The following is a 12,769-nucleotide window of genomic DNA, read 5'->3' on the forward strand; positions in this document are numbered from 1 at the left end:
GGACGTACAGGATGCCGTTGATCAGCCCGCGGGGGTCGCACCGGGGTCGGCCAATGTGCGGCTTTGTTGGGGGGAGGCGTTTTCGAACAATTTCCCAGAGATAATCGTCAATTTCCCGGAATACCATGATCCCCGGTTTTATCTGAGGAGCCTTATAATTATAGGATCACCTCGTATTATCACGCATCACTGCTACCCTCAATGATGATATCCGGTTCGCTGAATTTCTCGAAGACACCAACGGTGGCAAACATCTCCTCAATCAGTTTTTCCTTCTCTTCAGGATGCTGCTGGAAATAGTAATAGAGCCGCAGTAATTGTGTCGTCGTCATCAGACAGTGCTCGTTCCTTATTGAATACCGGAGCATGCTGTCCGGGAAGATCGTCTTCCCCGCTCGTTCAAAAAGTGGTGTGTCGCAATATGCATTCAGAAACAGGAATCCCTTACATTCCGTCTGTTCCTTATGCCCGCTCATATACTCGCTCACCCAAGTTTCCAATTGCCGTGCATCCTCTTCCTTCCCACTTTTTGTCCGGCCTTTCACTTCTACGACTGCGACCTTTCCGTTATACTCAATTATGTGATCCTGCCGGTTGGTCATCCCGGGTTGCACTGCAAAACCGATCTCTTCCAGCACCTTCGCCACCTGATTTTCGAGAGGCGGCCCCTGACCGGCGAGTAGAATCTTATTCTTCGTAATCTCTGTCAACCGAGCCTGCTTCTCGTCCTGTAGTGAGTGCAACTGCTCGATTTCTTTTTCGATCGTTCTGATACTTTCCACAATCTTGCTCTCACCGGGAAGCGATACTTCATCCGCCCACCCTGGCAGCAAATAGTCCGTTGTGCCTTTTCTAAGCTCATTTGCAAGCTCACGTATTGCATCGATGAAGTAGTCTATCTCGTCAGGATTGCACTCCTCGTTCAAATCAGGCAATATTACGATATGCCCATTGCCGACGGGGATATACGTGCCTACGGCCTTATCCATATGCCCCTGTATGAATAAAAACGGTCCCCCAATCGACGGATCGAAGTATGCATTATAGGTGTGCAGCTCCGCGCACTTCTCCCAATAACTCTTGAATGGCTCGGAGCCCCTAAAAGCAATTTTCTTTCCGTTCGCCTCAGTGCTTGCAAAGTCCTTGATTGGAATAAGGCGGTCTGTTGAACTTGTCCTACCATAGATCTCGATAATTTGTGGGGTCGGGCACAAAATAACGAGGCATCCTGAAGACTCCAAAAATGAACGAATTTCGCCAATTCTCCTCGGAAAACAGGAATCGGACATTATACTACGAAGTGCGCCCAATTCAGATAATCCCCAGATCACAATATGATAATCAAAAAACGACGTTGGGGATTCAAAATCACACCAATCGCATTCAGGGTGATCGAATTCATAATCGCCCATGAACAAAAGAGTATTCTCTGTCATTCGGCCACCCCCTCCGGCACCCGCACTTTCCCCGTGAGCAGGTTGACCATCAACTCTGTCCCCACCTGCCGGAACTTCTCGCTCGTCTCAACGATTTTGGAAAGGATAAAAGAGACGACTCTATGGTTGAGCCAGCCACAGATGGGAATTTCCACGGAAGCCTCTTTGTTCCAAGCCATCTTCTAACACAGTCCCGGACTCAATCTTTCTTCAAAACAGGCTTTAAGGTATCTTTCAAAATCCTGAAAAGACGGCAAACATCGTAATTTTTCTAAAGATCCATCTTTCCGGATCTCCTTGACCTTCCTCTCAATTGCACCTTCGTCAATGAAAGTTCCTCTGAAGACGCACTTTTTACCATACGTCTCTTCCTTTATTCTTTCTCTAGGAATATTCATCGCAGGGAGGATTTCGTTACAATCGGATTTTCTTTCAGAGATTGCTTTCATCCAATAGTCGATCGTAGAAACTGGAACTGCACAGACAAGGCACGGAGGATTTTGGTAGAATGTGTTTTTCTCCAGAAATTTCTCATAAAAGACAGATATTTGGGTTATAATATCCTCTCCAACTCCTTCTTTCACAGGTCTTCTGTCATTGTCGACACACACCACAATAATATCTGCATCTGCAGAGCATCCGTGATGTAAAAATTTAGAAAAGATCGAATGGTTATTTAGAATTGCCTGTTTTCCAGTTCTGACTCTCTGTGTCGAGCTTATTTCAACGAACTGAAGGAGGCGATCCTCGAGCATCTCAGGAATAAGAGCGGACAGTAATTTTCTATCTGTTGGACCTTCTGTAATAAGATGAATACATACCGTGGAGGTCTCAAACTGTGTCATTATAGGCCTCCAATCAGCCCTTCTAACCACAACTCCACAAGCGACTCCCCTGGAGTATAATCATCTCGGAATTTTTTAAGGATCTCAGGGAGAGGGATATATTCTGACTGTCCATCACGTTGTTCACAGACAAAGACAAGCTCAGGGAATGCGTTAAGGCAGTCAAGTAATACCGGCGAATGCGTTGTTATAAAAAATTGCATGTCGCAAGCCTCTGAAGTTATCAGTATTTTTTTAAGGATCTTACCTAAAGTTAACGGATTTAATCCATTTTCAATCTCCTCAATAAGTATAATTCTATTCGTTTGGTGTAAGTGAATTAAAGTCAGTATCGCAAGCGTGATTACAAAACCATCTGATACCTGCGGTGAAAGGAAGCTCCAGTTTTTGTTACTGATCTCTCTGCTAAATTCGAGTGCGTATCGATAATCTCCTAAATGAGTAAAGGAAAGACCAGTAACATCTGGATAAATTTCTTTGAAATCATCAATTATATCTCTATAGACCTGCGGTTTGACATCCCTCATCGCAAAGAGAACGTTGACAAGGTTCTCTCCGTTATGTTTTAAGAAGGGAACGTTAGTTTCAAGAGGATCGATCTCACGCTCTTTTTTTATTTCTTTTGGGACAAATTGGAATTTTCGGATGCTTCTGCAGGCGTTGTACATTTCAACAAATTCCTGCGGAAGATCTCTGTTAACCCCCTTTTCTCTCATTAGCAGGAAATCTTTATGATCACGTTCAATATGAGTTTTTGAGGAGTCTAGAGACTCGTTAATGATTTCAAGGCGAAATTTGGAACGCCCCCTTGGGGGGTTGCGTAGAGAATCTATCCGGTAAGAGTGAGAGGTATCATCGTAATTTCCATGGAATGCTATGTCAATCTCAATTCCTTCCTTATTGACATCAGAACCCCTGTGCAGTATCTGTGAAAATGAAAACGGACCCGGACCAAATAGTTCCTCCAGCGGAACTGTAAGAGATCGCGAATAATACTCTAGTGACTCCAAAATATTGGATTTTCCGGAGTTATTTGCACCGATGATAATATTTACACCATTACAACGTAGGTTCGCTTCCTTGATGCTCTTAAAATTCCTTATACCAATTTGAGTAATCATTATTGGCGTATCGCATTTCAAAGGTTAAACGACTTTCCCTTTGGCACCCGCACCTTCCCGGTGAGCAGGTCGGCCATCAACCCCTTCTTCATGGCGAGCAGTTTGTCACGGTATGCCTCCTCGCGGGCGATCTGGTCGTCGGCAGTGGTAAGGACAGCGGCGAGACGGTGTTGTTCGGGAAGCGGGGAGAGGGGAAGCGGGAGGTTTCCGATAATTTTTTGGTCAATCTTCTTCATGCTCCCCGACGTCCCCTTTGCAAAACGCTGGAAGTATGCTCGACTCTTCGGATGTAGCAGAATATAAAGGAGTATTTTCGGCAGGATTAACTCCGAACTCGCTCGTATTCGGATTAACAAGTCCGGATAAATAGCAAATGGAATATCTCCTTCGTACAAAGCTGCAAGGCCAACGAATTCTAACGTGTTCGATCTTTCGACGAAGATATCATTTTTGTTGATGAACAAATCTTTTACTCTTTTGTAATCTGCTTCGATATATTTTGTATTGCTAATATCAATTTTGTTTTCTGTCACTGCCGTAAGTGTCAATGCCCTCAAGCCGTTATCTCCGTCAGTCTCAGGCCCAGAGTATCCATTCTGTAACTTTTCGGAAATTACGTCTTTTAATTGAGTGACCTCCCACTCCACCGGCACCCGCCCGAGTTCCGAGTCCTTGAACGCGTGCGTCTCCTCGCTCCGCACCCTACCCTCCTCGTCGATGCCCTTCGTGAGCAGGTCCTGCATCAGCCCCGCCTTCACCTGCCGGAGTTTGTCGATCAGCGCTTCGGTCTTCTCGATCGCCTCGTCGATGGTGGAGAGGACGGCGGCGATACGGTGTTGTTCGGGGAGCGGGGGAACAGCAAATTTGAATTGTATTAGGTCATTTCTCGTTATTCCATTGATTGAAGTTCCCTGAGTTAAATTTTGAAAGTAATATCTTGAAGCGTTCAGTACCCAGAATAGGTATTCAATGTCGTAATCTTTTTTTGGAATCACCCCTGTTATATCCTGACTTATTGCGACATCAAACGGAGTAATTGCTAGTTTTCCAACACCCGTTCGTGTTACCACTAATAGGCACTCCTTTGGAATCACGCTTGTAGAGCTATCCTCTACGGCTTGCTCTGTAATGTATCTTCTAATATTTTCGATTTTTTGATTAACCACGTCTGCGCCAGTAATCCAAGGTATTGAGCCGTCCCAATATTTTGGCACCTGTGTATTAGGCGTCCCACCATTGATTAGGAGGTCACATGCTTCCGAAAATGACTCAACCACCCACTCCACCGGGATCTCCCCGATCTCCGTCTCCTTATACCCCTCACGCACCATACCCGAGCTCCCGCAGGTAACCGTCCAGCCGTTCCTTCGCCGCGTCCCGCTCCGCCTCGATCTCGCGGGCGGTCACCCGGTACTTGTCCCACCAGTTCTCATAGATCGCCACGAGCTCCTGCCGTGATTGAGTCAGATAGCGCTCCAGCCCGGCGGCCAGGCGGTCATAGAGCTGGGAGAGTATCAGACCCCGTACCTCGTCCTCGGGAAGGGTTGTCCGGAGCCGTTCGATGAGGGCGCCGCGCTCCTCTTCGACGGCCTTCACCGCTTTCTTCTGTGCGGTGATCCTGTGCTTCAGCGCCTTCAACTCCGCCGTATCCGGGACTTCGTCCTCGTCCTCCGGCTCGCCCTGAAGTTCCGCCATCTCCGCCTCCAGGCTGCGGAGCCTGTCCTCGGCGGCATCCAGTCGCGCAAGGAGGGCTGCCCCATCGCTCGTCCCGAGCAGCGTATCGTCGGCGAGGATCGAGGACGTCCAGCCCGTCGACCGGATCGCCTTCAGATCGTACTGCGAGTCGACCCACCAGTTCACGAAGATCCCGGCCACCTGGTAGGCGTCCAGCAGCCCCACCGGTACGAGGGCGTCCTTCAGCGACGCGAGGAACTCCTGCCGGAGGGCGAAAAGATTGTTCGACTCGGAAAACGCCTTCAGGCGGGGCAGCCGCTCCTCCCACCAGGCTGCAAGCCGGCGGCGCATCTCCGCCTCGACACCGACAACGCCGCTGTCTGCCTCGATGACCTTCCGGATATCCTCTTTCGCCGTAACCTCCGGCACAAACTCGAGGTACGTATCGTCCCGCTCCCGGAGCAGCACCGTACCGTCCAGAGCGTACCGGTCGAAGACCGCCGCCTTCGCCGCCGCTTCAGAGCGCGGCACCCCGCCGAAGAGGTGTGCCCGGACATCATGCGGCTCGGGCTCGGGGGAATTGTCCACGTACCTGCGGATATTCAGGTTGTAGTCCTGCGCCGCGATCTCCTCGACGCTCACGATCCGGGAGTACTTCGGCACCTCCTCGCGGTGGTGGTAGACCCGCGTGGTCTTCTCGATATCCTCGGGGCGCAGGTGGTTCTGCGCCTTCCCCTCGCCGTACTCCGCGTCCGCGTTGATGAAGAGGATCTTCCCGGCGAGCTCCGGCGGCTTGTCCCTGTTAATCACCAGGATGCACGCCGGAATGCCCGTCCCATAGAAGAGTGCCGGCGGCAGGCCGACAATAGCCTCGATGATGTCGTCCTCCACCATCCCCCGCCGGATCTCCTTCTCGGCACCGCCCCGGAAGAGCACCCCGTGCGGCATGACCGTCGCCATCTTTCCCCGGGCGTTCAGGCTCGCAACCATATGCTGGGCGAACATCAGGTCGGCCTTCTTCCCGCTCTCCGGGGCAAATCCGTACACAAATCGCTCCGGATGCTCCATCCCCGCCCGTGTGTAGTTCTGCGAGAAAGGAGGATTTGCGAGCACCCGGTCGAAGTGCATCAGTTCGCCCCCGTCCGTATGCTGCGGTCGGGCGATGGTATCCTCGTTCCGGATGTCGGCGTCGTTCACCCCGTGCAGGATCATATTCATCTTGCAGATCGACCAGGTGCCGCCGTTGCTCTCCTGCCCAAAGAGCGAAAGGTTGCGGGCGTCCTGCCCCTGTTCCTCGACGTAGCTCTTCGACTGGATCAGCATGCCCCCCGACCCGCAGGTCGGATCGTAGACCCGCATCCCCTCCTGCGGCGCCATGAGCAGCACCATCAGCCGAACCACATTTGCCGGAGTGTAAAATTCCCCTCCCTTCTTCCCCGCCGAGTCGGCGAAGAATTTGATCAGGTATTCATACGCGGCGCCGAGCATATCCGGGAATTCAAAATCCTCGTTCCGGAGCCGGTACTTGTTAAAGTGATGGATGAATGCCTGGAGCTTTGCGTCCGAGAGACGGGTTCTCCCGATCGTCGCATTATAATTGATATGCTTGAGAACACCCTCCAGCTTATCCGGGTTATCTTCCTCAAGCGCATAGAGCGCCTTGTTGAGGCTGTTGCCGATATCCGTCTTCAGATCCTTGATCTCAGACCACCGGGCGCGTTGCGGGACGTAGAATGTGTACTCATCCGGGTCTTCGGCGAGTTCTTCGGCCTCGGCTTTGGATTTCCCCCGCTCTCTCCAGGACCGGACAACCTCCTCGCGGCGTTCCTCGAACTGGTCAGAGAGCCGACGCAGAAAGAGCATCCCAAATATATAGACCTTGAACTCCGAGGCGTCCATGTTCCCCCGGAGGATGTCTGCGGCGGCGAAGAGGTGAGATTCGAGTTGTTGAAGCGTGAGTTTTACCGTGGCTATACCCTCCCATAGTTCCCGGTCGTTGTCGCGGGATTGTTGTTAGAGATCTCCTCTTTTACAGAAGATACAATTATCCAATGGCTTCAAAAGGTTTTTTATACGATTATTTGAATTTCCTTGTATGACCCACTGGATCGCCTCCTCCAACCGGGACAACTGGAGGATCCTCGAAAAGAAGCACGTCTGGGGAGTTCCAAAGCGGAACAAAACCCTCATGCAACGGGTGAAGCCCGGCGACACCATCCTCGTCTACGTCCGGCAGGAGAAAGAGGACGACACGATCCTCCCCTCGGCGGTAACCGGCGCCTACGAGGTCATCTCCGAGCCCTACGAAGACCACTCCCGCCTCTTCGTCACCCCACCGCAGATGGGCGACGAGGTCTTCCCCTTCCGCATGAAGGTCAGACCGGTCGCGGTCTTTGCCGAGCCGCTGGAGTTCAAGCCGCTGATTCAAGACCTCATATTCATCACGAACAAGACGATGTGGAGCGGCCACCTCAGGATAGCCATGCGCGAGATCCCCGAGGAGGACTACCGGCTCATCCTCAAGCGGGCCGGAGTGGAGGTGTAACCGATGTCCGAGATCACCGGCGTCACCTTCCCCGTCCCAAAACATCTCATGCCCCGGTTCTTCAAGGACAAAAAGACCGTCTTCATCAAGCCCGCCACCGTCTTCAAGGAACTCCGGAGCGGAATGAAACTCGTCTTCTACCAGTCCCACGAGGATACCGGCTACGTCGGGGAGGCGACGATCAAGCGGATCGTCATCGACGACGACCCCCTCGCGTTCTTCGAGACCTTCGGGGACGCGGTCTTCCTGACGAAAGAGGAGGCAAAAGCCTACGTCAGGAACCAGGAGCGCTGGCAGGGGGTCCGGGTCAGAAAGGAGGTGCCCCGAAAGCGGCCCTGGATGGCACTGGAACTTGAGGGGATCCGGAAGTACGATACGGTGAAGAAGCCGGAGCGGTTTGTGCCGGTCGGGGGAAGGTATCTGCGGGCGTAAAATTTATGGGCAATATCCCGAAATCGATATGCTGGACCGAGACCAGCTGCACTCTCCCGCTCCTGATCCCACACCTCTAGGGCCTATTCCTTGGCGAGCTTTTTATGAGGCTGCACGGAGTTGTATGCTGCCTCAAATGCAACAAAGTAATCCGCAATCTCGCCTTGCAAGCGCTTGCAAGTTGAGCATCCACAAAACCTGATAGCGAGATCGCCGGTTCCCACACGGTGCATGGCCGTATAGCGATAACCAAAGGGTTGTCGTTCGAACTCGCAGGCAAAGATGCTCTCGATGTTTTCGGTTTTATGAACAGTTTGTGGAGCCTTAAATTCGATGAATTTTTCAAGGTACGTCAGAATTCGTGGTATGTGGATAAGGTTTCCGCATCCACCACAGAAAAGTCCCCCACCGACATTGCATTCACCGCAATGAGGACATTTTATCGGGTAATGAAAATACCTCTCGCGATCCATAAGGATCAATCATAATAGGGTCAATATCGATGTTGTGGTTATCTTCACTATCACAAGATTGGATACATCCGACAATACGCCATCGACCGGGAAGGCTCTCTCCGGCCCTCCGCTCACCACCATATTTATCGGTTCTCCCTCCCATCCCTTATTCATCAGGTGAAGCGGCTATGACCGATATTACCATCACCGTCCCCCAGGATATCGTACAGGCGCTCCGGCTCCCCCCCGACGCCGTTGCCGCCGAGTTGCAGCGGGAGCTTGCCGTGGCGCTCTACCAGCGGGGCATCCTCTCCTCCGGGAAGGCGGCGGCGCTGGCGGAGATGACCCGGTGGGAGTGGGAGGAACTGCTCGGGGCACGGAAGATCCCCCGGCACTATGCCGATGAGGACCTCGACCGGGACATCGCTTATGCCGCTCGCAGTTAGCAATTCTTCGCCGCTCATCCACCTCTCACTGATCGGTCGTATCAGCCTGCTCCAGCGTTTTTCAGAAGTAGTCATTCCTCCTGCGGTCTGGCAGGAGGTCGTGGAACAGGGCGGCGATCGTCCGGGTACAACCGAGATCCGGGAAGCCCGTGAGTCAGGAGGGCTGCGCGTGGTTGAGCCCTCCAACAGGGCTCTGGTGCGCCTGCTAAAACAGGAACTCCACCCCGGCGAAGCAGAGAGCATCGTCCTTGCCATCGAGGTCAGGCCCGACGTGCTCCTCCTTGACGAGGCCGAGGCCCGCCGCGTAGCAGGGCTCTATGACCTTCCGGTCACCGGTATCATCGGCCTCTTAATCCAGGCAAAGCGTGAAGGACTGGTCGCATCACTTGCGGAGGAGATGGACCGGCTGCGGGAGCAGGGGAGCTTCCGGATCCATGATGCCCTCTACAGGCGTGTTCTTGAGATGGAGAAGGAAGAGTAAACCGGAGATCGAATACCTCACCGGCACGGACGAAGTTCGGATCGGAACACTCCTACCGCCACATCCCCTACTTCTTCGACGCGACCGACGCAGAACTCACCGCCCTCCTCGCCCTCGTCCGGGAGGCAAAAGCCCTCCTCGACGAACACTTACACCCCGACGGCTACAACGTCGGCGTGAATGTGGGAAAAACCGCCGGCCAAACGGTGATGCACCTCCACGTCATCCCCCGGTATGCCGGACAACCGAACCGACGGACGGGAGAACGCTCAGTCATCTCCTCGCCTCCCCCGGGGCAATCTTCATCATCTCCTCGCCCCCAGGTACGATCGGGAGGAGAACAGGACCCGCATGACAGACCCGATGCACCAGGGGGAGAAGAGCGTCTTCGTCGCCCGGCTCGAAGAAGTGCTCCCGCTACTCCGTGAACGGTTCGGCGTGGAGAAGATCGGCATCTTCGGATCGACCGCCCCGGGCGAAGACCGGCCGGAGAGCGATGTCGATGTGCTGGTCGAGTTCGCACCGGGGCAGGCGACGTTCCGGAACTTCATGGAACTCGCGTTCTACCTCGAGGACCTCTTTTGCCGCCGTGTGGACCTCGTCACCGAACAGGGGCTCAGCCGGCACCTTCGGCCGTATGTCGAACAGGAGGTCGTCTGGTGTGAAGCGTGGCGACCTCTTTCTTCGCCACATCCTCGAAGAGACCATATTCCTCCGCGAGATCGGCAAAGGGCTGACGTATGACGGGTTGCTCACAGATCCGCTACAGCAGCGTGCCATTGTTCGCTCAATCGAGATCATAGGAGAGGCGACGAAGAATCTCTCCGAGCCCCTGAAAGAACAACACCCCGAGATCCCCTGGAGGTTGATCGCCGGTTCCCGGGACAAACTCATCCATGCTTACTTCGAGGTCGATTGGAGGATCGTCTGGAACATCCTCCAGAACGAGGTCCCTAATCTGGAGCAGGGAGTGCAGGCCATTCTCGGGGAACCTGACACCCCGGCAGAGGAAGCGGATTAACCGCTCCGTCTCGATCGGCTGGAATGAAAGCCGCCTGCTCGGCCAGAGGCCGGCGTATGACGCCGACTTGAGCGTGTTATCGCCTCACGCGGGGCATAGACATCCTTGCAGGTTTCTTCAACGGACTCGCGAAAGATCGGGTTTCTGATCGCCGATCCAGAGCCCCCGGGCTCAGACCGGGATCTCCTCGAGCGGCAACCGGATCTTCGGCCCCGGGCTGTCCGCGGCGTAGCCGACCGGGCAGAGGATGACCGGCACGAGCGGGGCGGGGATCGCCAGGATCCGGCTGAACGCCGTGGGGTCGAACCCGGTCATCGGGCACGAGTCGAACCCGAGCGACTTCGCCCCGTTCAGGGCGTTGGACAGGGCGAGATAGGTCTGGGCCTCCGACCAGGCGAGCCGCTGCTCGGGCGTCATCGTCCCGGCGAACCGGGCGGCCATCTCCACAATGGCGTTGCGGGTCTCTTCGGGGACGCCGTTCGTCTTCAGCAGGGCATCGAGCCGCCGGATCAGCCCGTCATAATCAGGGTCTGCGCAGAAGACCAGAAGGTGCGAGCAGGTCGTGATCTGCTCCTGGCCGAAGGCCGCCGGCTTCAGGGCCTTCTTCTGGGCCGGGTCCGAGACCACCCTGATCCGCCGGGGCTGGAGGTTGAGCGCCGAGGGGGCCAGGCGGACCAGTTCCAGGAGTTCCCTGACGGCCGCATCAGGGATCGGTCTGCCGTCAAACCGCTTCATCGCGTAGTGCTGCTGCACGCACTCGTTGAAGTCCATGCCACTCATCATCCCGGACAGCGGATTTATACCCTGCTGCCGGACCCCGCCGGTCCGGTGAAAGACCGGCACCCGGGGAGCCCGGAGAGGCGGGTCCCGTCAGCCCCGGTTGTTCCGCGAGAAGAACTCCTTCACGCCCCCCGCAACGGTGAAGGCCACCCCCTGGAACCAGACCGTAACGAACTCCAGGGCGACGGAGACAAGCGTCTCATCCGGAAACGCATGGTCGCGGACGTTCCGGAGCGAGAAGCAGGCGAGCAGCATCCAGACGGTCGCGGTGAGCCCCTGGCCGAAGACCGAGATCCAGAGGCCGAGGGTCGCAAAGACCAGGGCCAGCAGGTAACCGAGGAGGCTCGTGAAGAGCGCCGTGAAGACGTTCAGCACGCCGCCGCGTGTCATCACATCGCGGAGCTGCGGAAGAAGCATGACCGCGAAGAGTACCGTGATGCCGGTGATAGCAAAATCCTGCCAGGTCGTTTCGATCACGCCGTCCCGTGCGCACGCGGCGCAGCATACAGGTATCGCCGTGCGAGGATATCAGACCGGCAGATCCGGCCCGGAGGTACGCCCGCCCCGACCCGTGCATACCCAGGAACCGCGGGGAGACAGCACCGGCGACGGCAGCGCGATTGCACCGATCCGGCGACCGGGTTCGGGAGCGGGACGCAGGGTCGTATGCCGCCGCCCCCGCACGGAACCCCTCGACGCACCCCGTCCGGGACCGCAACCTGCCGGCGACCGGAGCCCCGGAAGGGACGAGAACGCTCCATACCGCCCCGCACCGCCCGGGGAGAGGTCGTCACGCGGCATTACGCCATACCGGAAGCAGGGGCGGGGGTCGTTTTGTACCGGCAGATCGGGTCCGGGGAACGGGGCGCCTCTCCCGGGGAGGATCCGCAACAGATAAGAACCATCCCACGGCTAACGATATTCATTATGGCTGTGACCACCATGAAACCCGTCCGCATCCGCACCGAGCGCCTGGACCTGATCCCGGCGACGCTCGAGCTCCTCGAGAGCGACCGTAACGACCGCCGGAAACTTGCCCGTCTCCTCGATGCCGAGATCCCGGGGTCGTGGCCGCCGCCGCTCCTCGACGACGAGACGCTCGTGGCATTCATCCAGATGATGGCCGAAGGCGGCGACCCGCTCTTCGCCGCCTGGTACTGGGTGCTTGACGACCCGGCAGTTGGCGGACGGGTCCTCATCGGCACCGGGGGGACCGCCACACCCCCGACAGTCGAGGAGACGGAGGACCGGGTGCTGATCGGCTACTCGGTGCTCGACGAGTTCCAGGGCCGGGGGTATGCGACCGAGGCGGTCCGCCACCTCATCACCGCGATTTTCTCCATCCCGGGCATCCGGCGGATCGAGGCGGCGACATACCCGGACCTCGCCGCATCCATCCAGGTGCTGGAGAAGAACGGGTTCGTCCGTGCCGGCGAGGGGTTCGAGGAGGGCACGGTCGCCTACGTGCTGGAGAACCCCGGCGCATCGGTCTGACGGACACCCCCACTCTTTTGACCCCCGGGGGAGCGACCC

17 protein-coding genes are annotated in these 12,769 nt (G+C 55.7%); 8 read left to right on the forward strand and 9 right to left on the reverse strand.

The window, feature by feature from the left end:
• Window positions 1–179: 179 nt before the first annotated feature.
• The 6 genes from L21_RS00010 to L21_RS00030 are packed head-to-tail and all read right to left on the reverse strand — an operon-like array spanning window position 180 to window position 7,050.
• On the reverse strand, window positions 180–1,436 hold the full coding sequence (locus tag L21_RS00010; RefSeq protein WP_143727166.1) for a hypothetical protein: 1,257 nt from the start codon (window positions 1,434–1,436) through the stop codon (window positions 180–182).
• On the reverse strand, window positions 1,433–1,615 hold the full coding sequence (locus L21_RS00015; RefSeq protein ID WP_074368468.1) for a hypothetical protein: 183 nt from the start codon (window positions 1,613–1,615) through the stop codon (window positions 1,433–1,435). The genes L21_RS00010 and L21_RS00015 overlap by 4 nt, the downstream gene beginning before the upstream one ends.
• Window positions 1,616–1,618: 3 nt before the next feature.
• Window positions 1,619–2,311, reverse strand: a complete 693-nt coding sequence (locus tag L21_RS13675) for a hypothetical protein (protein WP_143727167.1) — start codon at window positions 2,309–2,311, stop codon at window positions 1,619–1,621.
• Window positions 2,281–3,402: an AAA family ATPase gene (locus tag L21_RS00020; protein WP_074368469.1), complete on the reverse strand. Its 1,122-nt coding sequence runs from the start codon at window positions 3,400–3,402 to the stop codon at window positions 2,281–2,283. The genes L21_RS13675 and L21_RS00020 overlap by 31 nt, the downstream gene beginning before the upstream one ends.
• Window positions 3,403–3,419: 17 nt before the next feature.
• Window positions 3,420–4,733, reverse strand: coding sequence for a restriction endonuclease subunit S (locus tag L21_RS00025; RefSeq protein WP_074368470.1), 1,314 nt, complete (start codon window positions 4,731–4,733; stop codon window positions 3,420–3,422).
• Window positions 4,723–7,050, reverse strand: a complete 2,328-nt coding sequence (locus L21_RS00030; RefSeq protein ID WP_074368471.1) for a type I restriction-modification system subunit M — start codon at window positions 7,048–7,050, stop codon at window positions 4,723–4,725. Before L21_RS00030 ends, L21_RS00025 begins: the two co-directional genes overlap by 11 nt.
• 121 nt (window positions 7,051–7,171) lie before the next feature.
• Between L21_RS00030 and L21_RS00035 the strand changes: the two genes are divergently transcribed.
• Window positions 7,172–7,621: an EVE domain-containing protein gene (locus L21_RS00035; RefSeq protein ID WP_074368472.1), complete on the forward strand. Its 450-nt coding sequence runs from the start codon at window positions 7,172–7,174 to the stop codon at window positions 7,619–7,621.
• A gap of 3 nt (window positions 7,622–7,624) precedes the next feature.
• Window positions 7,625–8,053 carry a DUF365 domain-containing protein gene (locus tag L21_RS00040; RefSeq protein ID WP_074368473.1) on the forward strand — a complete coding sequence of 143 codons (429 nt, stop codon included), beginning with the start codon at window positions 7,625–7,627 and terminating at the stop codon, window positions 8,051–8,053.
• 83 nt (window positions 8,054–8,136) lie between these two features.
• Here L21_RS00040 and L21_RS13680 read toward each other — a convergent pair whose 3' ends face one another.
• A complete protein-coding gene (locus L21_RS13680; protein WP_143727168.1) occupies window positions 8,137–8,526 on the reverse strand; it encodes a hypothetical protein in 390 nt (129 codons plus the stop codon).
• Between the two features lie 170 nt (window positions 8,527–8,696).
• Here L21_RS13680 and L21_RS00050 point away from each other — a divergent pair, with 170 nt between their 5' ends.
• The 5 genes from L21_RS00050 (at window position 8,697) to L21_RS00070 (ending at window position 10,456) form a co-directional block, all read left to right on the forward strand.
• Entirely contained in the window at window positions 8,697–8,954 is a 258-nt protein-coding gene (locus tag L21_RS00050) for a UPF0175 family protein (RefSeq protein ID WP_083608660.1), read from the forward strand.
• On the forward strand, window positions 8,938–9,435 hold the full coding sequence (locus tag L21_RS00055; RefSeq protein WP_074368475.1) for a PIN domain-containing protein: 498 nt from the start codon (window positions 8,938–8,940) through the stop codon (window positions 9,433–9,435). The genes L21_RS00050 and L21_RS00055 overlap by 17 nt, the downstream gene beginning before the upstream one ends.
• Before the next feature lie 62 nt (window positions 9,436–9,497).
• Window positions 9,498–9,863, forward strand: coding sequence for an HIT family protein (locus L21_RS14335; RefSeq protein ID WP_083608662.1), 366 nt, complete (start codon window positions 9,498–9,500; stop codon window positions 9,861–9,863).
• On the forward strand, window positions 9,799–10,179 hold the full coding sequence (locus L21_RS00065) for a nucleotidyltransferase family protein (protein WP_305954457.1): 381 nt from the start codon (window positions 9,799–9,801) through the stop codon (window positions 10,177–10,179). Before L21_RS14335 ends, L21_RS00065 begins: the two co-directional genes overlap by 65 nt.
• Complete coding sequence (locus L21_RS00070; protein ID WP_074368476.1) at window positions 10,097–10,456, forward strand: HepT-like ribonuclease domain-containing protein; 360 nt, start codon at window positions 10,097–10,099, stop codon at window positions 10,454–10,456. Before L21_RS00065 ends, L21_RS00070 begins: the two co-directional genes overlap by 83 nt.
• Window positions 10,457–10,627: 171 nt before the next feature.
• Here L21_RS00070 and L21_RS00075 read toward each other — a convergent pair whose 3' ends face one another.
• Together L21_RS00075 and L21_RS13985 are read right to left on the reverse strand one after the other, a co-directional pair.
• Window positions 10,628–11,227, reverse strand: coding sequence for a nitroreductase family protein (locus L21_RS00075; protein WP_074368477.1), 600 nt, complete (start codon window positions 11,225–11,227; stop codon window positions 10,628–10,630).
• A gap of 99 nt (window positions 11,228–11,326) precedes the next feature.
• On the reverse strand, window positions 11,327–11,713 hold the full coding sequence (locus tag L21_RS13985; RefSeq protein ID WP_074368478.1) for a hypothetical protein: 387 nt from the start codon (window positions 11,711–11,713) through the stop codon (window positions 11,327–11,329).
• A gap of 450 nt (window positions 11,714–12,163) precedes the next feature.
• Between L21_RS13985 and L21_RS13990 the strand changes: the two genes are divergently transcribed.
• Entirely contained in the window at window positions 12,164–12,730 is a 567-nt protein-coding gene (locus L21_RS13990; protein ID WP_083608664.1) for a GNAT family N-acetyltransferase, read from the forward strand.
• Window positions 12,731–12,769 lie beyond the last annotated feature (39 nt).

The sequence above is a fragment of the Methanoculleus chikugoensis genome, from assembly GCF_900095385.1.
GTDB lineage: Archaea > Halobacteriota > Methanomicrobia > Methanomicrobiales > Methanoculleaceae > Methanoculleus > Methanoculleus chikugoensis_A.

Coding starts and splice junctions, on each gene's coding strand:
- L21_RS00010 (WP_143727166.1), bottom strand. CDS start 1,436: ATGACAGAGAATACTCTTTTGTTCATGGGCGATTATGAATTCGATCAC.
- L21_RS00015 (WP_074368468.1), bottom strand. CDS start 1,615: ATGGCTTGGAACAAAGAGGCTTCCGTGGAAATTCCCATCTGTGGCTGG.
- L21_RS00020 (WP_074368469.1), bottom strand. CDS start 3,402: ATGATTACTCAAATTGGTATAAGGAATTTTAAGAGCATCAAGGAAGCG.
- L21_RS00025 (WP_074368470.1), bottom strand. CDS start 4,733: ATGGTGCGTGAGGGGTATAAGGAGACGGAGATCGGGGAGATCCCGGTG.
- L21_RS00035 (WP_074368472.1), top strand. CDS start 7,172: ATGACCCACTGGATCGCCTCCTCCAACCGGGACAACTGGAGGATCCTC.
- L21_RS00040 (WP_074368473.1), top strand. CDS start 7,625: ATGTCCGAGATCACCGGCGTCACCTTCCCCGTCCCAAAACATCTCATG.
- L21_RS13680 (WP_143727168.1), bottom strand. CDS start 8,526: ATGGATCGCGAGAGGTATTTTCATTACCCGATAAAATGTCCTCATTGC.
- L21_RS00050 (WP_083608660.1), top strand. CDS start 8,697: ATGACCGATATTACCATCACCGTCCCCCAGGATATCGTACAGGCGCTC.
- L21_RS00055 (WP_074368475.1), top strand. CDS start 8,938: ATGCCGCTCGCAGTTAGCAATTCTTCGCCGCTCATCCACCTCTCACTG.
- L21_RS00065 (WP_305954457.1), top strand. CDS start 9,799: ATGCACCAGGGGGAGAAGAGCGTCTTCGTCGCCCGGCTCGAAGAAGTG.
- L21_RS00075 (WP_074368477.1), bottom strand. CDS start 11,227: ATGGACTTCAACGAGTGCGTGCAGCAGCACTACGCGATGAAGCGGTTT.
- L21_RS13990 (WP_083608664.1), top strand. CDS start 12,164: ATGGCTGTGACCACCATGAAACCCGTCCGCATCCGCACCGAGCGCCTG.